This window comes from Micromonospora sp. NPDC023956 (assembly GCF_040639195.1).
In the GTDB taxonomy this organism is placed as follows: domain Bacteria; phylum Actinomycetota; class Actinomycetes; order Mycobacteriales; family Micromonosporaceae; genus Micromonospora.
This window is the reverse complement of record NZ_JBEZZN010000024.1, coordinates 1-23886: the sequence shown is the minus strand read 5'-3', so window position 1 is coordinate 23886 and position 23886 is coordinate 1. Positions and strand designations below refer to the sequence as shown.

The window sequence follows — 23886 nt, the reverse complement described above, 5'->3', positions numbered from 1 at the left end:
TCCCTTCATGGCGAAACCGGCCCGGATCCTGACGATCACGGTTGCAAAGCGGCCCGACCCGGTTAGGATTAGTTAGTCTTCTAGCCGAACAAACTAAACGACCGCCACCGGTCCCACAAGGGAGCGGGTCCGGGTGGCCCGCCACCGGACCGCGGCAGGCGCGCCGGTCGGATCCGACGGTGCGGGTGCGGCATGATGAAGACGCGATCACCGCCCACGACAGCACCGGTCGGGGCACGTCGGCGCAGGGAGCGGAGAACGTTGATCACCATGCAGACCGGGCCGCAGCCGACCGACCTGAGCGACGTCCGGGCCACCAACCGGGCCGTGGTGCTGCGCTACGTCCGCACCCACTCCCCCTGTTCCCGGGCGGACATCGCGGCCCGCACCGGGCTGAACAAGGCGACCGTCTCCAGCCTGGTCACCGAACTCATCGAGCGCCGGCTGCTGCGCGAGACCGGGCTGACCGAGAACCGGGTCGGCCGGCCGGCGACCATGCTGGTCCTCGACGGCGAGCCGTACGCGGCGCTGGGCATGCAGGTCGACGCCGACCAGCTGGTGGTGGTCGCGGTCGACCTGGGCGGGAACCGGCTGCTCACCTGGCGGCGGGCCTTCGGCACGCTGGGCGCCTCCCCCGGCGAGACCGTCGCCGCCGTGACGAAGCTGGCCCGCCGGGCCGTCGGGCGGGTCACCGCCGAGGGCCGCACCGTGCTGGGGCTCACCCTCGGCGTGCCGGCGCTGGTCGACACCACCGGTACGGTGCCGCTGGCCGCCACCCTGGACTGGCGGGACGCACCGGTCGCCGCCGAGCTGCGGGCGGCGCTGCGCGACCCGGGCTTCCCGGTGGCCGTGGAGAACGAGGCCAATCTGGCCGTCCTGGCCGAACAGCGGCACGGGGAGCGGGCCGGAACGGCCAACCTCGTCCACCTCACCGGTGGGGCCGGCATCGGCGCGGGCATCCTGGTCGAGGGGCGGCTGCTGCGCGGTGGACGCGGCTTCGCCGGCCAGGTCGGGCACCTCCCGCTGGACCCGGCCGGACCGGTGTGCCGGTGCGGCCGACGGGGCTGCCTGGAGGCGCTGGTCGGCCTGCCGGCGGTGGTGCGCCGGCTGCTGCCCGACGCCGAGGCCGACGGCGCGGTCACCGACTTCGCCCCGGAGATCGAGCGGATCCGGGCCCTGGCCCGCGCCGAGGACCGGGCCACCCTCGCCGGCCTGACCGACCTCGGCCGGCACCTCGGGCACGGGGTGGCCGTCCTGGCCGACCTGCTCAACCCGGAGGCCGTCCTGGTGGGCGGGCACTTCGCGGCGCTGGCCCCCTGGCTGCTGCCGACGGCCCGGACGGAACTGACCCGGCGGACCCTCGCCCCCGACGCCGGTGGCTGCCGGCTGGACGCCTCGGCTCTCGGTGCCGAGGCGGCGGCGCTGGGTGGCGCGACCGCCTCGCTGGCGGCGGTCGAGGCCGGCCGGCTGCCCGTTCCGGCGGCCATCGCCGGCTGACCCGCACCCGGCCCGTCGACCCACCGGCAGCCGGGCGTCGCCATCGACCACGGTCCGCGTGGAAGCGATCCCATTCACCTCTTGACCGGAGGACGGCCCTGGTGCAAGCCTCAGACAGCCGCCCCGTAACACGTGGGCAACAGGGGCGGGTCACTCGCGCATGCCGTCGAAGCGCTTCGCGCCGACCGGGCTGACGGCTACCTCTCACCCCGATGCCGCACGCCCCGCGCCGGCCGCTCGTCGAAGCGCTTCGACACCGGAACGGGCCGAGGCAGGCCAGGAAGGTAACGGACCCACCATGACCAACCGCACCGATCCCGCATCCGGCGACGCCCTCGGCGCCCGCGTCGACCACCTCCTGGGCCAGCTCACCCTCCCGGAGAAGATCGGGCTGCTGCACCAGCACCAGGCCCCGGTGCCCCGGCTCCACCTGCGGTCGTTCCGGACCGGCACCGAGGCGCTGCACGGGGTGGCGTGGCTCGGACCGGCCACCGTCTTCCCGCAGGCGGTCGGGCTCGGCGCCACCTGGAACCCGGAGCTGCTGCGCGCGGTCGGCACCGCCGTCGGCGAGGAGGTCCGCGCCCTGCACCACGCCGACCCGGAACGGGTCGGACTCAACGTCTGGGCACCGGTGGTCAACCCGCTGCGCGACCCGCGCTGGGGACGCAACGAGGAGGGCTTCGCCGAGGATCCCTGGCTGACCGGGCACCTGGCCACCGCGTACGCGCGCGGACTGCGCGGGGACCATCCCTGGCGGCTGCGCACCGCACCCACCCTGAAGCACTTCCTCGGCTACAACAACGAGACCGACCGGGCCACCACCTCCAGCGACCTGCCGCCCCGGGTGCTGCACGAGTACGAACTGCCCGCCTTCCGGGCCCCCCTCGCCGCCGACGCCGCAGTCGCCGTGATGGCCTCGTACAACCTGGTCAACGGGGTGCCGGCGCACCTGAGCCCGCTGATCGCCGACGAGCTGCGCCGGTACGCCCCGGGCGAGGTCATGGTGGTCGGCGACGCCGGCGCGGTGACCAACATCGCCGGCGTACAGGGCCACCTGCCCGACCACGTCCGGGGCTTCGCCGCCGCGCTGCGCGCCGGGATCGACAACTTCACCGAGGACGGCGAGGACAGCACGCCGACCGTCGGGCGGCTCACCGAGGCGCTGCGCCGGGGGCTGGTCACCGAGGCCGACGTGGACACCGCGGTACGGCGGATCCTCACCGTCCGGGCCCGGCTCGGCGACCTGGACCCGGAGAGTGCGGACCCGTACGCCGACGTGTCGCCGGACACCGTCAACTGCCCCGCGCACCGGACGCTGGCCCGGGAGACCGCCCGGCAGTCGATCGTGCTGCTGCGCAACGACGGGCTGCTGCCGCTGTCCGCCGACCCGGGGCTGCGGGTGGCGGTGCTCGGCCCGCTGGCCGACACCCTCCTGACGGACTGGTACAGCGGCACCCTGCCGTACGCGGTCACCGCCTTCGGGGCGCTCGCCGGGCGGTACCGCACGGTGACCACCCACGAGGGGGCCGACCGGATCGCGCTACGGGTCGGCGACCGGTACGTCCGCTGCGCCGGCACGCCGGACGGCACGACGCTCACCGCCGACGCCACCGCCGCGACCGACGACACCCACCTGGACGTCTTCGACTGGGGCGCGGACCTGCTGGCGCTGCGCGCGGTCGCGAACGGGCGGCACGTCCGGGCGGACGAGGAAGGGCTGCTCGTCAACGACCGGCCCGGACCGGGTGAGTGGGTGGTCCGGGAGACCTTCCGGTGCCGTCCCGGCCCGGACGGCACGGTGGTGCTGCACCACGTCGCCACCGACCGGTACGTCACCGTCGGCCCGGACGGGTTGCTGCGGGCGGACGCCGTCGACGCCGTCGCGGCCACCGCGTTCCGGGTCGAACTGGTCGCCGACGGGGTGGCCGGAGCCGCCGCGCACGCCGCCGACGCCGACGTGGCCGTGGTGGTGCTGGGCAACCACCCGATGGTCAACGGTCGAGAGACCGAGGACCGGACCGACCTGGCCCTGCCCGCCGGACAGCAGCGCCTGCTGGCGGCGGTGCACGCCGCCAACCCCCGGACCGTGCTGGTGCTGAGCAGCAGCTACCCGTACGCGGTCGGGTGGGCCGACGCGCACCTGCCGGCGGTGCTCTGGTCCGCACACGGTGGCCAGGAGTACGGCGCGGCCCTGGCCTCGGTGCTGGTCGGCGACGCCGAACCGGGCGGCCGGCTGCCCCAGACCTGGTACCGGGACGCCGCCGAACTGCCCGACCTGCTCGACTACGACGTCATCGAGGCGGACGCCACCTACCTCTACCACCGGGGCGATCCGCTCTACCCGTTCGGCCACGGGCTCGGTTACACCCGGTTCGACTACGCTGACCTGGAGTTGAGCGCGGCGTCGGCCACCGCCGACGAGGAGGTCGGGGTGAGCGTGACGGTGACCAACAGCGGCGACCGCCCCGGCGAGGAGGTGGTGCAGCTCTACACCCGCCAGCGTCGCTCCCGGGTCAAACAGCCGCTGCGCCAGCTGCGCGACTTCGCCCGGATCACCCTCGCCCCCGGCGAACGCCGGGTGGTCACCCTTCGGCTGCGCGTCGCCGACCTGGCGTACTGGGACGAGTCTCGGGGGCGGCCCGTGCTGGAGGACGCCCGGCACAGCGTGCTCGTCGGGCGCTCGTCGCGGGACATCCGGCTGGTCGGCGTGCTCGCCGTGGCCGGCGGGTCGGCCGGATGGCGGCCCGAGCGGGAACCCTTCGATGTCGGCGCCACCCGGTGACCGGGCCGCCGGCTCCCCGACCCGTCCGGTGAAGTCGGCCGACCTGGTCACGATCGCCGACGTGGCCCGGCACGCCGGGGTCGCGGTCAGCACCGTGTCGTACGTGCTCAGCGGCAAGCGGGCCATCTCGGCGGCCACCCGCAGCCGGGTGCTGGCCAGCATCCGGCTGCTCGACTACCACCCCAACGCCGGGGCGCGGGCGTTGGCCAGCCGGCGGGCCAACGTCATCGCGCTGGTCCTGCCGCTGCGTACCGGGGCACAGGTGCCGGTGCTGATGCAGTACGCCACCGCCGTGGTGACCACCGCACGGCGCTACGACCACGACGTCCTGCTGCTCACCGCCGACGAGGGAGCCGCCGGGCTGCGACGGATCGCGGCCAGCGCGATGGTCGACGGGATCGTGCTGATGGACGTGGAGATGCACGACAACCGGGTGCCGCTGCTACGGGCGTTGACCCGGCCCAGCGTGCTGATCGGCTTTCCCGCCGATCCCACCGACCTGACCTGCGTGGACCTCGACTTCCACCGGGCCGGGGAGGTCTGCGTCGAGCACCTGGCCGCGCTCGGGCACCGCCGGGTCGCCCTGCTCGGCGCGCCGACGGCGGTCTACGACCGGGGCACCGGGTTCGCGCACCGGACCCGGGCCGGGTTCACCGCGGCCGCGACCCGGCTCGGTGTGGCGGCCGAGACGCGACCCTGCCCGGAGGAGGTGGCCGCCGTCCGGGACGAGCTGGCCGACCTGCTGACCCGCTCCCCCGACCTGTCCGGGCTGGTGGTGCAGAACGAGGCCGCCGTCGGGCCGGTGCTGGCCGCGTTGCCCGCCCTCGGTCGGCGGGTGCCGGAGGACGTCTCGGTGGTGGCGGTCTGCCCGGACCAGTTCGCGGAGCGGGCCAGCCCGGCGCTGACCTCGGTTCCGGTGCCGGCCGAGGAGACCGGCCGGGAGGCGGTGTCGCTGCTGATGCGCAAGCTCACCGGCGAGCCGGTGCCGGACGCCACCCTGCTGGCACCCCGGCTGACCGTACGCGGCAGCACCGCGCCAGCGCCGGGGTGACCGCAGGGCGACGCCGTCAGCGCCGGTTCTTGCCGTAGGTGCCGGCGACGATCGCGACGCCCACCGCGGCGAAGACCACCTGGAGGGCGAGTTCGATCCAGTCGATCCCCCGGGTGTCGTCGACCCCGAGGAGCCCGGCGACGAGCGTGCCGAGCACGGCGGCGATCACACCGATGAGCAGGGTGAGCCAGATCGGGATGGACTGCCGGCCCGGCACGACCAGTCGGCCGAGCGCACCGATGATCAGGCCGATGACGAGCGCGGTGAAAAAGCCGGTTACTTCCACGGGGTACCTTCCCTTCCGGGTCTGTCAGTCAACGTACCCATCCCCACCGCTCCGAGCTGCTGAAACGCGGTTCGCGGCGGAACGGCTGCTTCGTCATGGAACCGTCACGGTCCCGCGTGCCGGCCGTCATCCGCCCGGCCCGCCGGGATGACCGACGGCCGGACGACCCACCTCACCGATCAGCATGCCGCAGCAGCGGGCGTACCGGACCGATCCGGCGTAATCGACCGCCCCGGCCCACCCGGGAGGACCGGTTGTCGGCGGCCGGCGCCCGGTGACGGACAGGCCGGGCGCCGCTACCGACGGGGGCGGCGGGCCGCCCGGTGATCGTCGAAGAGTTTCACGTAGATAAAGAGACGCGAAGACTATCGACATAGATGCTCATGAGGATATAGCGTGCCGATCACCTGGTCGTCGACCAGATACACCCCCGCTGGACCATCGTTCCTAAGGAGCGCCGTGGCCACTCCACGATCCATCCGACTGCGGCGCCGAGGTCTTCTCGGCATCCCGGCCCTCGTGGTCGCCGCATCCGCCGCCGTCGCCGCCGCACCCGTCTCGGCCAGCGCCGCGCCGACCCGCGCCGCCAAGCGCGTGGAGTGCCTGGCCGACCTGCTCGAGGAGGCCTGATGGCCACCATCCCCTGGCTCGTGGACGTCCTGCGCTCCGCCGGGGTGCAGGTGGTGGTCCAGGGCGACTGGCTGAACCGGATGCGGCCGGGTGACTTCAACCCGATCGGCGTGCTCTGGCACCACACCGCCGCGACCTCCAGCGCCAGCAACCCGCACCCCGCGTTGAACGTCTGCATCAACGGCCGGTCCGACCTGCCCGGCCCGCTCTGTCAGGCGCTGGTCGACTACCACGGCGTCTTCCACGTCATCTCCGCCGGGCGCTGCAACCACGCGGGCACCAGTCGGGGCAGCGGGCCGATCCCCGCCGGGGACGGCAACACCCTGATGATCGGGTGGGAGATCGACTACAACGGCGTGAACCAGGAGATGACGGCGGCGCAGTACAACGCCTCGGTCGCCGCGACCGCAGCCGTGCTCAAGCGGCTGGGCAAGGACTCCAGCTATGCCCGGGGCCACCGGGAGACGAGCACGAGCGGCAAGATCGACCCGTCCTTCATCGACCTGAACGTCATGCGCGCCGACGTGGCCGCCAAGATGTCGGGCGGCGGTGGAACGTGGAGCACCATCGTCGACAACACCACGGCCGGCCGGTTCACCGCCAGCGCCAACTGGGGCGTCTCGACGTACTCGGGCCAGCGGTACGGCGCCGACTACCGGTATGCCAACCCCGTCCTGGCCAGCGACGTCGCCTGGTACAAGGTGAATGTTCCGGCGACCGCGAACTACCGGGTGGACGCCTGGTGGCCGGGCGTCTCCGGCTACAACAGCGCCACGCCGTACATCGTCTCGACGACGACCGGCAACAAGACGATCGTCGTCGACCAGCGCACGGGCGGCCAGTGGCGCACCCTCGGGACGTTCACGCTGCCGGCCGGCGACGCGAACCGTGTCGGGGTCAGCCGGTGGACCACCGCCAGCGGCCTGGTCATCGCCGACGCCATCCGGGTCACCCGGGTCTGACCCGCGACCGGGGCGCCGCATCCGTTCGGGTCGGGTGCGGCGCCCCGGCGGTTCATCCGCCCGGGACGGAGCGGGGCACCAGGTCCGGCAGCGGTGGCGGTGTCCAGTCCGGCAGGAGGGGCGCCCGGGTCGGGCCGAGCGGGAAGCCGGGCACGGAGTGGAGACCCGGCAGGGGTTCCCGGTCCAGCGGATCCGTCAGCACCGGCCAGGTGGGTGTGAAGCCCGGCGGATACCGCGGCTCCGGCTCGTCGTTCAGCCAGTGCACGAAGCCCAGCAGGGCCAGCCCCAGCAGCACGGCCAGCGACACGTAGGCGATGTCCTGGTGCCGCCGTCGGGTGGCCTCGTCCAGTGCCGGGGTGATGGTCAGCGCCCGGGAGGGCCCGGTCGGCACGGCCCGCACGGCGTCGTCGGGATCGGCCCCGAGCGCGGTCAGCCGGGCCAGCAGTCGGGGCACCCCGTCCGGATCGTCGAGGGCCGCGGTGACCCAGACCGTGACGTCGTCGTGGTCGACGGCCGCACCGCTGAACCGGCCGCACCCCGTCCAGCACGCCGTCACGCGGGCCTGGCCCGCCCGGACCAGGCAGAGCCCCACCAGCGCGGACAGGCCCTCGACCAGCCGTGCCCGCCCCACCCGCGGATCCGGGCCGAGGGCGCGGACGGCCCGGCCGGCCCCGCCGGCACCCACCTCGCGGAGCACCCCCGCCACGGTCACCGGTCCCGGACCGGGTCGGAGCACCCCGGTCACCGCGGTCACCGCCTCGCCCGCCCGGTGGGCGGCGAGCGTGTCGAGCCACTCCCGCCACGGCCGCCTCCGCCCCGGGTACCTCGTCGCCCGGCGCAGCGGGCCGGGCGCGAGCGCGGCGGCCACCTCGGGAGCGGGTGGCAGCCCCGGTTCGTCGCGGAGCCCGGCCAACCGGTCGAGGCGACGCCGCATGGCGGGGTGGAACCCGTCGGCCGGAAGCCGCTCGGCGGCCCGGCGCAGCGCCGCCAACTCGGTCCGGTGATCCGGGTCCGCCAGCAGGTGGGCGAACGGCCGGTGCGGGTCGTCCGGGACGGTACCGGTCGCGCGGCGCACCGGCTCGACGAGGTCCTCCTCGAACCGGGCCCACGCGGCGGCGACCGCCGGCACGGACCGCAGCCCGTCGGCCAGCGCGGCGGCCCCGGCGACCTCGGCGGCGATCCGGTCGGCCTCCAGTTCCTGCCGCTGCCGGACGGGTCGCACCAGCCGGTAGGTCAGCCCCGCGCAGGCGCTGACGGTGAGCAGCAGAAGCCCGGCGTAGTGCCGTGCCAACGGGTTGGCGACCATCACCTCCCGGATGCGCTGCCGGGCCATCACCATGCCGGCGTACGCGCGGTGGGCGGGCTCGCTGAACCGCGCGTGCCGGCGCGCGTAGTGGCCGAGCTCGTGCGCGAGCACCGCCCGCAGTTCGTCCGGGCGGAGGCCGACCAGGAGCGGTACCCCGACGTAGAGCCTCCGTCGGCCGGCCGGGGCGAGCAGCCAGGCGTCGTCGGTGACCGCCGCGTTGGCCTCGCCGGTGAGGCGGATCTCCAGCGGCGGATCGGTGCCGATCTGCTCCGCCAGTGTCCCCACCAGCGCCCACAGCGCGGCTCCCTGGCTGCGGGTGAGCAGCACGGAGTCGGGACGGGGACCGGCCGGGCGGCTGGCCCGGACCAGTTCCCGCACGGCCAGCAGCAGCGGGACGAAGGTCGCCGAGGCCAGCAGCAACGGCGTCGTGTTGAACTGCGGACCGGCCCCCCGCCGGCCGACCACCCAGACCGCGCCGATCGCGAAGCCGATCCAGAGCAGCACCAGCAGACCGGTGAACAGGTGGACGCCGGCCAGCAGGGCCAGGGCGAGCAGCGCCCGCAGCGAGGCGGTCACGGGAGGTCCCGCTGCCGGTGCCCGGCCGTCCACAGCCGGTGCGCCGACCCCGGATCGGCGTCGAAGCCGCGGACCAGCCACCGTTCGGTCCGGCGCAGCGCCCCCGTCAGCGCGTCCTCGCCGTACCCCGGCTGGCCGCCCGGACCGGGCCGGGTGAGCACCCCGGCGACCAGCGGGTCGCCCGGCCGGTGTGGACCGCCGGTGAGTCCGAGCAGGACGGCCAGCCGCTCCCGGGCCTTGGCGAGGTTGGCGCCGACCGCCCCCACGCTGATCCCCACCTCGTCGGCGACCTGCCGGTAGGTCATGCCCTCCAGGCACACCATGATCAGAACCTGACGCTGCCGGGACGGCAGCAGCCCGATGCTGCGCAGCACGGCCACGGCGGCGACCTCCTCGTCCGGCGTGGACGTGGCGGGGACCGGCACCTCCAGCTCCGTGCGCCGCCACCGTGACCACCAGCGACCGGCCTCCCGGGCGAACCGCCGCCTCACCGTCGTCTCCACCCAGGCCCGTGGCTCGCGCAGCTGCGACCAGTGCAGGTAGGCCGCCAGGTAGGCCTCCTGCACCGCATCCTCGGCGTCCGGGCGGCGACCGCAGTACATGACCGCCTGGGCGAGCATCGCCGACCGGGTCCGGACGACGAAGTCGTCGAAGTCGGCGTACTCATGCACCGTCGTCCTCCCACGTGCCGGCCCGCTCCACGCCGGAACGGGCCCTCCCAGCATCGCCGACCGCGCCGGGCCGGGATGTCGCCTGTTCGACAGCGGCGAGCCGGCGACGGCCGGACCACCAGTCCGCCGTCCCGGTCACCAGCCTGGTGACGGCCAGGGCCAGTCCCACCGCGCCGGTGGCCACCTCCAGGACGACCGTCGTTCTGTCCATCGGTACCTCGCTCTCTCCCGCGGACCGGTCGCTGACGCGTCGGTCATCAGGTAGAGCCCGCCGGACACCGGTTTCTTCACCGTCCGCCCCGACTTTCGCCGGGTCCACGCGGCGTGGCCGCACCCGGTCACCGGGCGGTCCGCCACCGTGCCGGGCGCGGCCGGGCGGCGCGCCGGGCGCGCCGAGGCGGATTGGCGGTACGGCGACCTGCGCTTCTATGCTCCGGCGCATGGCGAGGTACTTCGACGTGCACCCGGACAACCCGCAACCGCGCAGCATCGGCCAGGTGGTCGGGATCGTCCGCGACGGCGGGCTGATCGCCTACCCGACCGACTCCTGCTTCGCGCTCGGCTGCCAGCTCGGCAACAAGGCCGGCATCGACCGGATCCGCCAGATCCGACATCTCGACGACGACCACCACTTCACCCTGGTCTGCCGGGACTTCGCCCAGCTCGGCCAGTTCGTGCAGATCAACAACGCGCTGTTCCGGTCGATCAAGGCGGCGACGCCCGGCAGCTACACGTTCATCCTGCCGGCGACCCGGGAGGTGCCGCGCCGGTTGCTGCACCCGAAGCGCAAGACCGTGGGCGTGCGCATCCCCCGGCACACCGTGGCGCAGGCGCTCCTCACCGAACTGGGCGAGCCGCTGGTCTCCAGCACCCTGCTGCTGCCGGGCGAGGCCGAGCCGATGACCCAGGGCTGGACGATCAAGGAGACGCTCGACCACGCGGTCGACGCGGTGGTCGACTCCGGTGAGTGCGGTACCGAGCCGACCACGGTGATCGACTTCTCGCAGGGCACGGCCGAGATCGTCCGCCGGGGGGCCGGGGACCCGACCCGCTTCGAGTGAGCCGACGCACCGGTGCCCGGCGTCGGGGCCGGGCACCGGTGCGTCAGCGCTCAGGACAGGGCGCGGCGGGGTGTGGTGGTGGGGGTGAGCCGGCGGCCCGCCCCGGCCGGACCGGTCAGGGGATCACGTCGGCCCCGCCGACCCCGGCGCCCGCCGCCGGCGGGGTCGCCGAGGCGGAACCCGCCGAGTAGCTGTACGGCGGCGCCGCGACGTTGTTGGTGATCCGCAGCCAGTCGTCCATGTCCTTGCCGGAGTCGTTGGCGCGGGTGATGGTGGCCGGGTCGTAGAAGTTGCTGGGACGCCAGGTCAGCCCGGCGTTGCCGAAGTCCTCGGTGATGGTCTTCGCGCTCTTGACGTAGTTGCTCTCGGCGAAGATGCTGCCCTGCACACCGAGGCCGATGAAGTAGTCGTCGACCTGGACGAAGTTGCCGAAGAGGTGCGCGTAGCCGAACCGGACCCGGGGGTGCCGGGTGTTGGAACCGTCGAACCAGTTGTGGTGGTAGGTCACCCGCAGGTAGCCGGTGTCCTGCGCGCCGTTGCTGTCACTGTGCCCGAGCAGCATCGACTTGTCGGTGCCGACGTACCGGTTGTACGAGACGGTGACCAGGTCCGACCCGCGCTTGACGTCCACCGAGCCGTCCGCGCCCGGGTGGAAGGTGTTGTGGTCGATCCAGACGTGGTGCGAGTAGCACTGCACGTTGATCGAGTCGTCGGGCGCGTTGCGGAAACTCAGGTTGCGGATGATCACATTCTGGACGTGGGTGAACTGGGTGCGTTCGGCCGGGTCGCAGATGTCGCCGCCCCAGGCCACCTCGTCCGGGCCCCAACCGTTGACGTCGAGGCCGAAGCCGCTGATCGTGGCGGTGGAGCCGACCCCGATGATGGTCTTGTTCGAGCCGACGTCCAGCATGTCCGCCCCGATGCCGGTGATGGTGCCGGAGACCCGCACGATCCGGGGGGCGTCGTCGGCGACCGCTGCCGCGAGTTGGGCGTAGCTGGTCACGGTCACCGTCGGGCCGCCCGTACCGCCGTTGGTGCCGGTCCGGCCGTGGCCGCTCATCGTGGCGAAGCCCTGGAGGCCGGTGGCGTTGCCGGGCGGGGTGGTCGGCGGCGGGGTGGTGGCCGGCGGGGTGGTCGGCGGTGCCGTGGTGGGTGGGGTCGTGGTCGGCGGCGTCGTGGTCGGCGGAGCGGTGGTGGGCGGTGGGGTGGTCGGGGTGGTGCCACCGGTGGTCACCACCACGTCGTCGAAGGAGGCCGACGCGTACGACGTCTGTAGACCGATCCGCCCGGAGGTGGGGCCGGACGCCGACCGGGAGGCGACCGGCGCGCCGTCGACCGACGCGCTCACCACGGACCCGCTCGTGGTCAGCGCGAGCTGGTACCAGGTGCCGTTGGCCACGCTCCGGGTGGAGCTGCCCAGGACGGTCACCGTGCTGCCGTTGACCGCCTGGAGTTCGGCCCGGCCGGGAAGGAGCGCGAGCCGGTAGAAGCTGGTCGACCCGGCGGCCCGGGCGAGCAGACCGACGAAGCCGTTGGAGCCGAGACTCACCGGCTTGACCCGGGCCTGGACGGTGTAGTCGGTGAGGCTGGTCGGGGCGTTGAACAGCCGCGCGTTCTCACTGCCGGCGTTGGACTGCCGGGCGACCTGCGAGCCGTCGGCCTGCACCGCCCAGCTACCACCGGACTTGGACCAGGAGGTGAGACCGCCGCTCTCGAAGTCGGCGGAGAAGACGGTGGCGGCGGAGGCGGTGGGGGCGAGAGCGAACCCGGCGGCGGTGAGCACGGCGACCGCGCCGCCGAGCGCGGCCCACCGCCCCCGCCGGGTGGAACGGGACCGAACCGGTGTGTCCAAGGCGACCTCCCGAAGACGGCACGACCCTCCGGTCGGGGCTGACCGAACCGAAGGGAAAGCGCTTTCCTATTGGCAGGAACGTAACCCCTGGTTCACCGGCCTGTCAACGAGAGATGTCGATCGGTGGGGAGCGGCGGGCGGGCCGGCCGGGCCCGAGTCGACCGGTCCGGACAACCGGGCGGAACCACACCACAGTGGAGTGGCGCCACCCTTCGGTCCGCATCGGACGGATCGGAATCGGTTGCCGTCGCGCCGATGTTCGCACCAGTGACCGACACGGGGGGCCACCCATCGATCGTCCGGCGTCACTGGATAATGAGCCGCGATCATCGGCGGTCCCGGCTCGACCCGGGTCCACCGGCACCCAGGAAAGGGACGGATCTGTGAAGCGAGACCACGGGCCCGTGCTCCCCGGCGAGGGAGCCACGGACTACGCGCGCTACATGCGGACGGACACGCTGCTCGCCCTGCAACGGGACCCGGCCGACATGGTCCACCGGGACGAACTGCTCTTCCAGGTGGTGCACCAGTCCGCCGAGCTGTGGTTCAAGCTCGCCGTGGCCGAGTTGACCGAGGCCGCCGCCCGGATCGACGACGGGGAGCTGGCCGAGGCGGAACTGCTGCTGGGCCGGGCCGCCCTCGCCGTCCGGCTGGTCAGCGACCAGCTCGACATGTTCCGGCACCTCCCACCGGCCACCTTCCAGGCCCTCGTCCCGGTGCTCGGCAACGGCTCCGGCGCCGAGTCGCCCGGCTGGAAGCAGGCCCAGGCGGCGAGCCGCCGGCTCGACCAGGCGTTCGCCGCGTACCGCGCCGCGCACGGGATCGACCTGCGCAGGCTCTACACGGGCAACCCGGCCGACCCGGTGTACCGGCTCGCCGAGGCGATGGTCGAATGGGACGAGCGGGTCGCCCTGTGGCGGGTCCGGCACTACAAGATCGCCATTCGGATCGGCAGCCACGGCGAGATCGGCACCCAGGGCAGCCCGGCGAACTGGCTCGCCAAGCTGATCGACCACCGGTTCTTCCCCGACCTGTGGCGGGCCCGCACCGGACTCACCGACGCGCACCCCACCGCCGACGAGCACCCGGACCCGGCGGTCACCGCCGGTGCGGGGGCGTGACGTGGACGCCGCGTTCCGCGCGCAGTTCCCGGTCCTGGACACCTGCGTCTACCTGAACAGCAACTCCACCGGGGCGGTGCCCCGCGGCGTGCAGGAGGTGCTGACCGGCTACTGGGACACCCTGCGCACCTGGCGCGACGACGTCTGGGGCGGATGGCACGAGGCCCTCGACCGGTACGCCGACACCCTCGCCGCGTTCCTCGGCGCGCCCGCCGGCAGTGTGGCCACCGACGCCAACCTGAGCGCCCTGCTGGTCCGGGTGGCCTCCTGTTTCGACTACCGCCCGCCGCGCGACCGGGTGGTCACCACCGACCTCGAGTTCCCCACCGTGCCGTTCGTCTGGAACGCGTTCCGCCGCTACGGCGCGCAGCCCGACGTGGTCGGCACCGGCGGCCCCCGGTTCGACCAGGACGCCCTGGAGGAGCGGATCGACGAACGGACGCTGCTGGTCTGCGTACCGCACGCGAGCTTCTCCTCCGGCGCGGTCCTGGACCTGCCCCGGCTGGTGGCCCACGCGCACTCGGTCGGCGCCCTGGTGGCGGTCGACGCCTTCCAGAGCGTCGGCGTCATGCCGCTGGACGTCACCGCGCTCGGCGTCGACTTCCTGCTCGGCGGCGCGCACAAGTGGATGTGCGGGGCGGCGACGGCCTTCCTCTACGTACGCCCGGACCTGCTGCCGCACCTCGAACCGGCGGCGACCGGCTGGCAGGCGGGCGACCGGGCGCTGACCTTCCAGCCGTCGACCGGCTTCGCCGAGGGCGCGCAGCGGTTCGCCGGTGGCACGCCGTACCCGCTCACCTCGCTCATCTCCCAGGTCGGCCTGGACCTGCTGGGCGGGGTGGGCATCGAGGCGATCCGGGCGCACTCGCTGCGCTGCACGCAGCGGGTCATCGACCGGGCCGGCGCGGCCGGCATCCCGGTGGTCAGCCCGGTCGGCCCGGAGCGGGGCGGCGTGGTCTGCCTCGACGTCCCCGACGGGGAGGCGGTCAAGTACCGGCTGGCCGCCCGGAACATGGTGTGCTCCTGGCGGGGCTGGCTGCGGATCGGGCCGCACGTCTACAACACCCTCGACGAGATCGACGAGTTCATGGACGCACTGGAACAGGAATGGCAGGGAATCCGCCGATGAGCACTCCGTCGTTGTCGCCCCGCGCACTGATGAGCCTGCTGGTCAACGCGAGCAAGGCGGTGGACGTCCTGGAGACCGCGCTCGGCATGGGGCTGCTCGACGCCCTGGAGCCGGGTCCGGTCCGCCTGGGCGAGCTGGCGGCCCGGTTCGACGTCCGGCCGCTGCGGCTCTACAAGTTCCTCGACTGCCTGGAGAGCGTCGGCGTCGTCGAACGGAAGGAGAAGGGCGACGACATCACCGACGCCAGCTACCGGGCGACGCCCGGCCTGCGCGACGCCGTGCGGGCGGTGGTCGGGCCGGGGTCGATCGAGAAGGACCGGGACCGGTACCCGTGGCGGCAGCTGCACGGCCGGCTCGCCGAGAGCCTGCGCGGCGAGGTCAGCATGACCGACGACGACTTCGCCTGGCCGCCGAAGACCGACGAGCAGACCGCCTCGTTCGAGCAGAGCATGTCGGTCGGACTCGGCCCGGTGGTCGAGGTCTTCGGCCAGCACGCCGACCGGCTCTGGGCGGGGCGTCGTCGTTTCCTCGACGTGGGCGGTGGCGACGGCACGCTCGCCGCGCGGGTGCTCCGGGACGCGCCGGAGCTGCGGGTCGACGTCTACAACCTGCCGGCGGTCGGGCCGCTGGTCGAGCAGACCCGGACGGGGTGTGTCGACCCGGAGCGGCTCGGCTTCGTCGGCGGTGACTTCTTCGCCGAGCCGCTGCCGTCCGGGTACGACGCGATCTCCTTCGTCCGGGTGCTGCACGACTGGCCGAACGACGTCGCCCGGATGCTGGTGGAGAAGGCGTACGCGGCCCTGCCGCCGGGCGGGATGCTGCTGATCTGCGAGGAGTTCCGCACGCCGGACCGGTTGGCGATGCAGTTCTTCTGGTCGTACTTCCTGATCGGGGTGGACAGCTGCGTCAGCCGGCTGCGTGAGGTGGAGTTCTACACCGGCCTGCTGACCGAAAGCGGCTTCGAGAAGGTCGAGGTGCTCCCCGGCGGCTGGGAGCTGGTCGTCGCCCACAAGCCGGAGCACTGAGGGCAGCGCTCATCGGATGGGGTGGGGTACGGGTGGGACCCGCCCCATCCGACTCGGCCAGCCCCGCTGACCAGCCTTCGCTGTCCGCGCCGACCGGGAGCGGATCCCGATCGGCGCGTGGCGGGCCACCGGCGGCGGTGTCAGCCGAGGTGCCGGGCGAAGAACCGCAGCCCGCTGTCCAGACGGCCGCGCGGACCCGGGGTTCGGCGGCAACGAACGGAACGCCGAGTCCGCAACCCAGCGACACCCCCCAGTAGCCCACCGGACCGGCACCGACGTAGTCCAGATCCTGCACCGCGTCCAGGACCGCGCGCCATTCCGGGACGGTCTGGCGAGCCACGAGCGCCTGGAAGGCAGCGATCAGCGGAGCCAGCTCCTCCCCCGCGTCCACGCGAGCCTGGTTCTCGGTCGCGATCCGGTGGTACTCCTCGTCCTCCGGCCGGTCGCCGTGGCCCGGCACGTCGACCGCCACCACCGCGAACCCACCTTCGGTTACGAAGCGGTGCGCGCGGGCCACGATGCCGGGGGCCTTCTTGTGCTGACCGCCGCCGTGTCCCATCACCATGAGGGGACGAGGACCGGCGGCGCCTTCTGGCGTCCACAGCACGCCGGGAACCTCACCGAGGGTGAAGAGTTGTTCGGAGACGCCGTCGGACGACGTCGCAGAGTTGAAGCGCACAGCGTTCCAAGCCTTTCGGGATGCCTCCTGCGGGCACTCCCTAGACCATGCGAGGGAGGGAGCCCCGACCTGTCATACCGTTGATCGGTCCCACCTCCTCGGTTCGCAGCAGCGCACGGCGACGCCGAACGTATCACGACGGTCGTCCGCGCCGGCCCGAGGACGTACGGAGGCGACCACCTCGCGCCGGTTCACGGGCTCGACGTCCGGGCGACGTGCCTGCTCCACGGGGCGTCCGCCGAGCGGACCACGGCGCTCTCGGCACCTGGTCGAGAAGACCACCGAGAAGACGTACCAGGGCTGACGATCGAGGTCAGCGGCGCGGTTCCCGCTTCGGGAAGACCGTGTAGTACAGCGGCCAGAAGACCAGCCAGACCACGATGACCAGGCTGAGCCGGCCGATCCAGGCCTCCAGCTCCCGCGTCCGGTCCGGGTCGCCGACCAGGACGATCCCGCCGACCAGCAGGGCGCAGGCGACGGCCCAGCCGAGCAGGGCCTTGCCCCACTCGCGCCACTCGTACCGGGTCCGCTCCCGGCCGTAGCGGGGCGGCTTGACCGGCGGTGGGCCACCGGCGAACCGGTGCGCGAAGCGCTGGTCGGCCCAGCGCACCATGCTGTGCCCGAAGGCCACCGAGAAGCCGAGGTACGCGGCGGCGAGGCCGTGTACGAGCGTCGCGGTTCCCCCGGAGCGCAGGTCGATCATGGTGGCGACGAGGAGCACGACGTCGACCAGGGGGACGGCCAGCAGCAGGGCGGCCCCCAGTCGGGGGCGGCGCAGCGGGTAGCGGGCGATCAGCCCGGCCGCCAGCACGACCCAGAAGGCCACCTCACACGCGATGATCAGTCCGACGAGCATCTCCCACCCCGTTTTTAGTACGCTGTGCGATAACCGTAGCAGGGGACCGCACACCAGCCGGAGGGGCCGTTGCCCAAGATCGTCGATCACGAGGCCCGCCGCGCCGAGCTGGCCGAGGCGATGTGGCGCGTCGTCTACCGCGAGGGGGCGGCCGCCGCGACCGTGCGCAGCATCGCGACCGAGGCCGGCTGGTCACCCGGCGCGCTGCGGCACTACTTCACCACCCAGACCGAACTGCTCGCCTTCGCCATGGAACACGTCATCACCGAGGCGACCCGGCGCTTCCACGCCGGGGACTGGACCGGACCGGTCCGCGAGGTCGTCCAACGCATGCTGGAGGAGTTCCTCCCCCTGGACCAGCAGCGCATCCGGGAGATGGAGGTGTGGCTGCTGCTCGCCGCCCGAGCCCCGGCCGACCCGGTCGCGCGGACCCACGTCGCCGAGGCCGACGACGGCGTACGGCGGGCCGCCGAACTCGCCGTCACCGCGCTCGCCGACGCCGGACTGACGGCCACCGACCGGGACGTACCGAGCGAGACGGCTCGGCTGCACGCCCTGCTGGACGGGCTCGCCCTGCACGCGCTGCTGCACCCCGATCTGATGCCGCCCGACCGGGTCCGGACCGCCCTCGCCCACCACCTCGACGACCTCCGCCGCCCGAGCCAGCCCTGACACCGATCGTGGGCTCCCCGCCAGGCTCGGCCGTCTGTTCGACCCGCTGCCACTGAAGGTGAGGTTCTGCCCGACCAGGGGGTGAGAATGGGCACCTCACGCTGGTTGTTCCGCCTGCCGCCCGTCTGGTTGTCTTGCCGGGCTCGGCACATATCCACAGTAGAAGGAGCCGGACCATGGTCGCGGCAAAGGAAACCACGCTGCGGGAACTACTGGAAGGCACGAAGCAGTACCAGGTGCCGCTGTACCAGCGCACGTTCTCATGGAGCGGGAAGCAGCTCGAACAGCTCTGGGAGGACGTCCGGAAGCTGGCTGAGGATCGCGCGGTGGACGAAGGGGTCACCCACTTCATCGGGTCACTCGTGCTCGCGCCGAGCCCCGACAACGGCCCGGCGGGGCTCTCCGAGTACCTCGTGGTGGACGGTCAGCAGCGACTCACCAGCCTCTCCATCCTGCTCTGCGCCATCCGCGACCACCGGGCGACGCACGAGCACCCCCGCCATCGGGACCGGATCGACGAGCAGTACCTGATCAACAAGTGGGAGGATCGGCGGCCAAAGTTGGTGCCGACCCAGGCTGACCAGGCCTCCTACGTGGCCTGCCTCGGCGCGACGGCACAGGCTGGGGGCACGGACCAGGTAGGCGCGGCGTACCAGTACTTCACGGGACGGCTGGCGCTGGCCGACGACCCGGAGGACCCGCTCGACATCGCACGGATCGAGGACGCGGTCATCTCTGGGCTGGCGCTGGTCGCGGTCACCGCCCAGCACGGTGACAACGTCTACCGGATCTTCGAGTCCCTGAACAACACCGGCCTGAAGCTGTCCCAGGCCGACCTGTTGCGCAACTACCTCTTCATGCGTCTCCCGACCCGCAGCAAAGTGGTCTACCAGTCGCTGTGGCTACCGCTCCAGGAGAGCCTGAAAGAGAATATGGAGCTGCTCTTCTGGCTCGACCTGGTGCAACGGGACCCTCGGGTCAAACAAACCGACGTCTACGCCCGGCAACAGGCGCGACTCAACGCCCTGCGCTCCGAGAAGGAGATCGAGGTCGAGGTGGAGCGGTTCAACCGCCTCGGCGCCCTCCTGCGGGTCATCCTGCATCCGGAGGAGGAGAAGGATCCGAGCGTACGGCTGCGGCTGGAGCGCCTGAAGGCCTGGGGAACGACCACCGTCTACCCGCTGCTGCTGCACCTGCTCGAGCGCCGCGACGAGAAGGCCGCCACCTCCGAGCAGATCGCCGTGGCGATGCTCTACGTGGAGAGCTTCTTCGTCCGGCGGTTGCTGATCGGCCGTGCCACCGCCAACATCAACCGGATCCTGCTCTCCGTGGTGACCGAGATGAGCACGGAGCTGTCGATCGACGAGGCGGTCCGGACGTACCTGTCGGCCGGCCGCAAGCACTACGCGGGCGACGACCAGGTCCGCAGCTCGGTACGGTCCATGCCCTACTACCTCAACGGCCGTCCACACCAGCGCAACCTGGTGCTCCGGTGGCTGGAGGAGTCGCACGGCAACAAGGAGCCGGTGCGGCTGGACTCGCTGACCATCGAGCACGTACTACCGCAGACCCCGACCATGCAGTGGCGGCAGGAACTGGCAGCGGACCTCGAACCGGACGAGAACCCCGCTGAGGCGTACGAAGCCCTGGTGCACACGCTGGGCAACCTGACGCTGACCGGCTACAACTCGTCGTTGGGCAACAGTTCCTTCGCCGTCAAACGAGAGAAGCTCCGCACGAGCGGAGTTTCCCTCAACCGGGAGATCGCCGCCCAGGAGCGGTGGGGTCGAGCACAGATCCACGCCCGTGCCGAGTCGCTGGCCGACCGGATCATCTCGCTCTGGCCGGGTCCGACCAACCAGGGCGCGGGCACTGGATCCGAGGTGCCGTGGGACGTCATGGACCGGGTGCTCGCAGAGCTACCCGCCGGGTCCTGGACGACGTACGGGGACGTGGCCGCGCTCATCGGCAGTCACCCGGTACCGGTCGGCGCCCGACTCGCCAACCATCCCGCCCCGAACGCGCACCGGGTGCTCCAGGTGGAAGGCACCGTCTCACCCAACTTCCGCTGGCTCGACGCGGCGCGTACCGACCACCCCCGAGACGTGCTGCGGGCCGAGGGCGTGCACTTCGACCAGCATGAGCGGGCCAACCCCGCCCAGCGCATGGTCACCGAGGAGCTGGCGCAGCTCATCGGCATGACGGCGGACGACCTGCCGGACCGACCGACCGCCACGCCACCGTCCGAGCGGGCCGAACGGTTCGCCGAACAGCTCGCCGTTCTTCAGGGCCCGGATCTGGCCCACGCGACGCTCTCCCTGCTCGACGAGTGGTGCAAGCTCGGCGGATTCCTGCTCTACGGGGCCGGTGAGGAGACCACCTGCTTCCTCATGGCCCGGCGCAGGGACCACAAGCTCGGCGACATCTGGCCGGTGTCCATCCGTCCGCGCGGGCGGATCGAGGTCGTGTTCCAGCGGCTGCGCATCCGGACGCCGTTCGATGACATCGCCCTGCGGGAGGAGCTTCGGCAGCGGTTGAACCAGGTTCCCGGCGTGGAGATCGCCGCCGCCAAGATCGCCATGCGGCCCCGGTTCTCCCTCAGGGTGCTCAACGATCCGAAGGCCCGCGAGCTGCTGCTGGAACAGCTCGCCTGGTTCTACGACCAGGCGCAGGCGACGGACTCGGAGCCACTCACCGACGAGGAGTAGACCAGGGGCTCCGCGCGGACGGGGCGCCGGTGGCGATGATCACGATGGGGGAACTCTCCCCTGACGTGAGAGTACGGTCGGTCGGGCTTCCCCCGTACCGACCGGAAATGGCCGCATGTCCTCTCTCCTGTCCGCGGCCCGCCGGCCGCGCCTGTCCCGCCCCTCCTGGCTGTCCTCGTCGACGGTGTTCCGTACCGAGGTCCTCGCCGGCCTGGTCGTCGCCCTGGCCCTGATCCCGGAGGCGATCTCGTTCTCGATCCTGGCCGGCGTGGACCCCCGGGTGGGCCTCTTCGCCTCGTTCACCATGGCGGTGACCATCGCGATCTGCGGTGGCCGTCCGGCGATGATCTCCGCCGCGACCGGTGCGATCGCCCTGGTGGTGGCGCCGCTGGCCAAGAAGCACGGCCTCGATCACCTGGTCGCGGCCGTGATCCTCGGTGGGCTGTTCCAGATCGTCCTGGCCGCGCTCGGGGTGGCGAAGCTGATGCGGTTCGTCCCCCGCAGCGTGATGGTCGGCTTCGTCAACGCCCTGGCCATCCTGGTCTTCGCCGCGCAGATCCCGCACCTGATCGGGGTGCCGTGGCTGGTCTACCCGCTCGTCGCCGTCGCCCTGGTGATCATCGTCGGGCTGCCCCGGTTGACCCGCGCGGTGCCCGCTCCCCTGGTCGCCATCGTGCTGCTGACGGTGGCAACGGTGGCCGTCGGGCTGGCCGTACCGACGGTCGGTGACGAGGGCGCGCTGCCGGACAGCCTGCCCACCCTCGGCCTGCCGCAGGTCCCGTGGACCCTGGACACCCTCACCCTGATCGCGCCCTACGCCCTCGGGATCGCGCTGGTCGGCCTGATGGAGTCGCTGATGACCGCCAAACTGGTGGACGACATCACCGACACGCCGTCGAACAAGACCCGGGAGTCCTGGGGGCAGGGCGTGGCGAACATCGTCACCGGGTTCTTCGGCGGCATGGGCGGCTGCGCGATGATCGGTCAGACGATGATCAACGTAAAGGCGTCCGGAGCGCGTACCCGCCTCTCCACCTTCCTGGCCGGGGCCTTCCTGCTGGTCCTGGTGGTCGCGCTCGGCGACGTCGTGGCGCTCATCCCGATGGCTGCCCTGGTCGCCGTGATGGTCGTCGTCGCGGTGTCCACGTTCGACTGGCACTCGGTCGCCCCCGCCACGCTCCGGCGGATGCCGTACGGCGAGACGACCGTCATGGTCACCACCGTCGTCACCACCCTGGTCACCCAGAACCTGGCCATCGGCGTGCTGGTCGGCGTCCTCACCGCCATGGTGGTCTTCGCCCGCCGGGTGGCGCACCTCGTCCAGGTCACCAGCGTCCTCGACGCCGGGGGCGGCACCCGTGTCTACTCGGTGCACGGCGAACTCTTCTTCGCCTCCAGCAACGACCTGGTCCACCAGTTCGACTACACCGGCGACCCGGACCACGTGGTCGTCGACATGACCCACGCCCACGTCTGGGACGCCTCCTCGGTGGCCGCCCTCGACGCGGTCACCACCCGGTACGCCGCCCGGGGCAAGACCGTCGAGATCGTCGAGCTGAACCCGCCCAGTGCCCGCATCCACGGCACCCTCGCCGGTCACCTGGACGTCGGCCACTGATGGCAGGCCCTGGTGGGGTGGCCGGGCCGGACACGCACTCCGGCCCGGCGCACTCCGGTCCGGCCGGCCCGGCGCCCGGCCCCGGTCGGTTCGTGCAGATCGGGGAGGCCGCCGAACGGGTCGGCCTCAGCATCCGCACCATCCGGCACTACGAGGAGGTCGGCCTGATCGTCCCCTCGGCCCGCAGCGAGGGCGGCTTCCGCCTCTACACCGGGGCCGATCTCGACCGGCTCGCCGTGGTCCGGCGGATGAAGCCGCTCGGGTTCACCCTCGACGAGATGCGTGACCTGCTCGGCCTGCTCGACGCCCTGGACACCGCCGTGAGTGGGGACCGGACCGCCCTGCGGGACCGGCTCGCCACGTTCCACGAGGCGGCCGACGCCCGCGTCGCCGCGCTCCGCGACGAACTCGCCGTCGCCGAGGGTTTCGCCGGTACGTTACGGGCGAGGCTCGACCAGCACGGCGGCTGAGCGCTCCCACCGATCCCGTGGCGTGATCCCCCGTCGACAGTCCGGCGGGAAGGATCCGGGAAGCTCCCGGTGAGTGCCCACCTCGATCCTTACTCCGGCGGCGCAGTGAAGCTGACCATTCACGGAGAGTACGAGGTGTTGCCGGGATGGATCCCGCTGGAGCCGTCGAGTGCACCGAGTTCCCCCTGTCGTCGGCGCAACGGCGGTTGTGGTTCCAGTACCGGCTGGAGGGTCCGTCGGCGACGTACAACATCCCGATCGTCACCCGCATCCGCGATCGGGTGGACGCCGACGCGTTGCTCACCGCCGTACGGGACGTGGTGGACCGGCACGAGATCCTGCGCACCGTGTACGTGGAGGTGGCCGGGGAACCGATGCAGCGTGTCCTGCCGGCCTCCGGAGTCTCCGTCGACGTCGCCCAGGTGGTCGTCCCGGCCGACGAGGTCGACGCGGCGGTGCTGGAGACCTGCCGGTGGACGTTCGACCTGGCCACCGAGTTACCGCTACGGGTGCGGCTGTTCACCATCGCCGAGCGGGAACATCTGCTGGTGTGGAACCTGCACCACATCGCCGGGGACGGCGGGTCGCTCGGCCCGCTCGCCCACGACCTCGCCCAGGCCTACACCGCCCGCACCGCCGGACACGCCCCCGACTGGCAACCCCTGCCCGTCCAGTACGCCGACTATGCCCTCTGGGAGCAGGAACTCCTCGGTGCCGAGGACGACCCGGACAGCGAGGTCAGCCGCCAGCTCGACTACTGGCGTACGACGCTGGCCGGGTTGCCGGAAGAGATGCCGCTGCCCACCGACCACCCCCGACCCGCACAGGCCACCTACCGGGCCGGACGCGTCGACCTCACCATCGACCCCGACACCCACCACGCCCTCCGCACCCTCGCCCGCACCAACGACGCCACCCTCTTCATGGTCATCCA

General features: G+C 72.5%; 20 protein-coding genes. 14 read left to right on the top strand and 6 right to left on the bottom strand.

All coding sequences use genetic code 11. The features are described from left to right. The first annotated feature begins 270 nt into the window (after positions 1 to 270). The 3 genes from AB0F58_RS28590 to AB0F58_RS28580 all read left to right on the top strand — a co-directional run bounded on the left by AB0F58_RS28590 (position 271) and on the right by AB0F58_RS28580 (position 5330). On the top strand, positions 271 to 1497 hold the full coding sequence (locus AB0F58_RS28590) for an ROK family transcriptional regulator (RefSeq protein ID WP_357149556.1): 1227 nt from the start codon (positions 271 to 273) through the stop codon (positions 1495 to 1497). Between the two features lie 298 nt (positions 1498 to 1795). Beyond that, positions 1796 to 4279, top strand: a complete 2484-nt coding sequence (locus AB0F58_RS28585) for a glycoside hydrolase family 3 C-terminal domain-containing protein (RefSeq protein ID WP_357149498.1) — start codon at positions 1796 to 1798, stop codon at positions 4277 to 4279. Further along, positions 4260 to 5330 carry a LacI family DNA-binding transcriptional regulator gene (locus tag AB0F58_RS28580; protein ID WP_357149495.1) on the top strand — a complete coding sequence of 357 codons (1071 nt, stop codon included), beginning with the start codon at positions 4260 to 4262 and terminating at the stop codon, positions 5328 to 5330. The genes AB0F58_RS28585 and AB0F58_RS28580 overlap by 20 nt, the downstream gene beginning before the upstream one ends. A 16-nt stretch (positions 5331 to 5346) precedes the next feature. Here the strand turns inward: AB0F58_RS28580 and AB0F58_RS28575 are convergent, their stop codons facing one another. Next, positions 5347 to 5616 carry a GlsB/YeaQ/YmgE family stress response membrane protein gene (locus tag AB0F58_RS28575; protein WP_357149492.1) on the bottom strand — a complete coding sequence of 90 codons (270 nt, stop codon included), beginning with the start codon at positions 5614 to 5616 and terminating at the stop codon, positions 5347 to 5349. A gap of 459 nt (positions 5617 to 6075) precedes the next feature. Between AB0F58_RS28575 and AB0F58_RS28570 the strand changes: the two genes are divergently transcribed. Further along, a complete protein-coding gene (locus AB0F58_RS28570) occupies positions 6076 to 6246 on the top strand; it encodes a hypothetical protein (protein ID WP_357149490.1) in 171 nt (56 codons plus the stop codon). Continuing rightward, a complete protein-coding gene (locus AB0F58_RS28565) occupies positions 6246 to 7208 on the top strand; it encodes an N-acetylmuramoyl-L-alanine amidase (RefSeq protein WP_357149487.1) in 963 nt (320 codons plus the stop codon). Before AB0F58_RS28570 ends, AB0F58_RS28565 begins: the two co-directional genes overlap by 1 nt. 52 nt (positions 7209 to 7260) lie before the next feature. On the opposite strand, the gene AB0F58_RS28560 is transcribed toward AB0F58_RS28565, so the two are convergent. The 3 genes from AB0F58_RS28560 to AB0F58_RS28550 are packed head-to-tail and all read right to left on the bottom strand — an operon-like array spanning position 7261 to position 9972. Then, positions 7261 to 9090: a M48 family metalloprotease gene (locus AB0F58_RS28560; RefSeq protein WP_357149484.1), complete on the bottom strand. Its 1830-nt coding sequence runs from the start codon at positions 9088 to 9090 to the stop codon at positions 7261 to 7263. Next, positions 9087 to 9761, bottom strand: a complete 675-nt coding sequence (locus AB0F58_RS28555; RefSeq protein WP_357149482.1) for a sigma-70 family RNA polymerase sigma factor — start codon at positions 9759 to 9761, stop codon at positions 9087 to 9089. The genes AB0F58_RS28560 and AB0F58_RS28555 overlap by 4 nt, the downstream gene beginning before the upstream one ends. Next, on the bottom strand, positions 9754 to 9972 hold the full coding sequence (locus AB0F58_RS28550; RefSeq protein ID WP_357149479.1) for a hypothetical protein: 219 nt from the start codon (positions 9970 to 9972) through the stop codon (positions 9754 to 9756). Before AB0F58_RS28550 ends, AB0F58_RS28555 begins: the two co-directional genes overlap by 8 nt. A 229-nt stretch (positions 9973 to 10201) precedes the next feature. On the opposite strand from AB0F58_RS28550, the gene AB0F58_RS28545 reads away from it, so the two are divergent. After that, positions 10202 to 10822, top strand: coding sequence for an L-threonylcarbamoyladenylate synthase (locus AB0F58_RS28545; protein ID WP_357149477.1), 621 nt, complete (start codon positions 10202 to 10204; stop codon positions 10820 to 10822). A gap of 115 nt (positions 10823 to 10937) precedes the next feature. On the opposite strand, the gene AB0F58_RS28540 is transcribed toward AB0F58_RS28545, so the two are convergent. After that, on the bottom strand, positions 10938 to 12674 hold the full coding sequence (locus AB0F58_RS28540; RefSeq protein ID WP_357149474.1) for a LamG-like jellyroll fold domain-containing protein: 1737 nt from the start codon (positions 12672 to 12674) through the stop codon (positions 10938 to 10940). A gap of 383 nt (positions 12675 to 13057) precedes the next feature. On the opposite strand from AB0F58_RS28540, the gene AB0F58_RS28535 reads away from it, so the two are divergent. The 3 genes from AB0F58_RS28535 to AB0F58_RS28525 are packed head-to-tail and all read left to right on the top strand — an operon-like array spanning position 13058 to position 15949. Continuing rightward, complete coding sequence (locus tag AB0F58_RS28535) at positions 13058 to 13795, top strand: tryptophan 2,3-dioxygenase family protein (protein ID WP_357149471.1); 738 nt, start codon at positions 13058 to 13060, stop codon at positions 13793 to 13795. Continuing rightward, positions 13782 to 14924 carry an aminotransferase class V-fold PLP-dependent enzyme gene (locus AB0F58_RS28530; protein WP_357149469.1) on the top strand — a complete coding sequence of 381 codons (1143 nt, stop codon included), beginning with the start codon at positions 13782 to 13784 and terminating at the stop codon, positions 14922 to 14924. Before AB0F58_RS28535 ends, AB0F58_RS28530 begins: the two co-directional genes overlap by 14 nt. Next, entirely contained in the window at positions 14921 to 15949 is a 1029-nt protein-coding gene (locus tag AB0F58_RS28525; protein WP_357149466.1) for a methyltransferase, read from the top strand. The genes AB0F58_RS28530 and AB0F58_RS28525 overlap by 4 nt, the downstream gene beginning before the upstream one ends. Before the next feature lie 992 nt (positions 15950 to 16941). On the opposite strand, the gene AB0F58_RS28520 is transcribed toward AB0F58_RS28525, so the two are convergent. Next, positions 16942 to 17484, bottom strand: a complete 543-nt coding sequence (locus AB0F58_RS28520; protein WP_357149463.1) for a hypothetical protein — start codon at positions 17482 to 17484, stop codon at positions 16942 to 16944. Positions 17485 to 17553: 69 nt separating this feature from the next. Here AB0F58_RS28520 and AB0F58_RS28515 point away from each other — a divergent pair, with 69 nt between their 5' ends. The 5 genes from AB0F58_RS28515 to AB0F58_RS28495 all read left to right on the top strand — a co-directional run. Beyond that, on the top strand, positions 17554 to 18156 hold the full coding sequence (locus AB0F58_RS28515) for a TetR/AcrR family transcriptional regulator (protein WP_357149461.1): 603 nt from the start codon (positions 17554 to 17556) through the stop codon (positions 18154 to 18156). A gap of 176 nt (positions 18157 to 18332) precedes the next feature. After that, the gene (locus tag AB0F58_RS28510; protein WP_357149458.1) at positions 18333 to 20864 is read left to right on the top strand and encodes a DUF262 domain-containing protein; all 2532 of its coding nucleotides are present in this window, start codon (positions 18333 to 18335) and stop codon (positions 20862 to 20864) included. Between the two features lie 115 nt (positions 20865 to 20979). Continuing rightward, positions 20980 to 22482, top strand: a complete 1503-nt coding sequence (locus AB0F58_RS28505; protein ID WP_357149455.1) for a SulP family inorganic anion transporter — start codon at positions 20980 to 20982, stop codon at positions 22480 to 22482. After that, positions 22482 to 22952: a MerR family transcriptional regulator gene (locus AB0F58_RS28500; RefSeq protein ID WP_357149452.1), complete on the top strand. Its 471-nt coding sequence runs from the start codon at positions 22482 to 22484 to the stop codon at positions 22950 to 22952. Before AB0F58_RS28505 ends, AB0F58_RS28500 begins: the two co-directional genes overlap by 1 nt. Positions 22953 to 23098: 146 nt before the next feature. Next, on the top strand, positions 23099 to 23886 hold a 788-nt coding region (locus tag AB0F58_RS28495; RefSeq protein ID WP_357149449.1), incomplete at its 3' end, for a condensation domain-containing protein.

Bases quoted from the DNA above. Each gene is read 5' to 3' on its own strand.
- AB0F58_RS28510 (WP_357149458.1), top strand. From the start codon at position 18,333: ATGGTCGCGGCAAAGGAAACCACGCTGCGGGAACTACTGGAAGGCACG.
- AB0F58_RS28550 (WP_357149479.1), bottom strand. From the start codon at position 9,972: ATGGACAGAACGACGGTCGTCCTGGAGGTGGCCACCGGCGCGGTGGGA.
- AB0F58_RS28545 (WP_357149477.1), top strand. From the start codon at position 10,202: ATGGCGAGGTACTTCGACGTGCACCCGGACAACCCGCAACCGCGCAGC.
- AB0F58_RS28520 (WP_357149463.1), bottom strand. From the start codon at position 17,484: ATGCTCGTCGGACTGATCATCGCGTGTGAGGTGGCCTTCTGGGTCGTG.
- AB0F58_RS28525 (WP_357149466.1), top strand. From the start codon at position 14,921: ATGAGCACTCCGTCGTTGTCGCCCCGCGCACTGATGAGCCTGCTGGTC.
- AB0F58_RS28585 (WP_357149498.1), top strand. From the start codon at position 1,796: ATGACCAACCGCACCGATCCCGCATCCGGCGACGCCCTCGGCGCCCGC.
- AB0F58_RS28505 (WP_357149455.1), top strand. From the start codon at position 20,980: ATGTCCTCTCTCCTGTCCGCGGCCCGCCGGCCGCGCCTGTCCCGCCCC.
- AB0F58_RS28590 (WP_357149556.1), top strand. From the start codon at position 271: ATGCAGACCGGGCCGCAGCCGACCGACCTGAGCGACGTCCGGGCCACC.
- AB0F58_RS28580 (WP_357149495.1), top strand. From the start codon at position 4,260: ATGTCGGCGCCACCCGGTGACCGGGCCGCCGGCTCCCCGACCCGTCCG.
- AB0F58_RS28565 (WP_357149487.1), top strand. From the start codon at position 6,246: ATGGCCACCATCCCCTGGCTCGTGGACGTCCTGCGCTCCGCCGGGGTG.
- AB0F58_RS28500 (WP_357149452.1), top strand. From the start codon at position 22,482: ATGGCAGGCCCTGGTGGGGTGGCCGGGCCGGACACGCACTCCGGCCCG.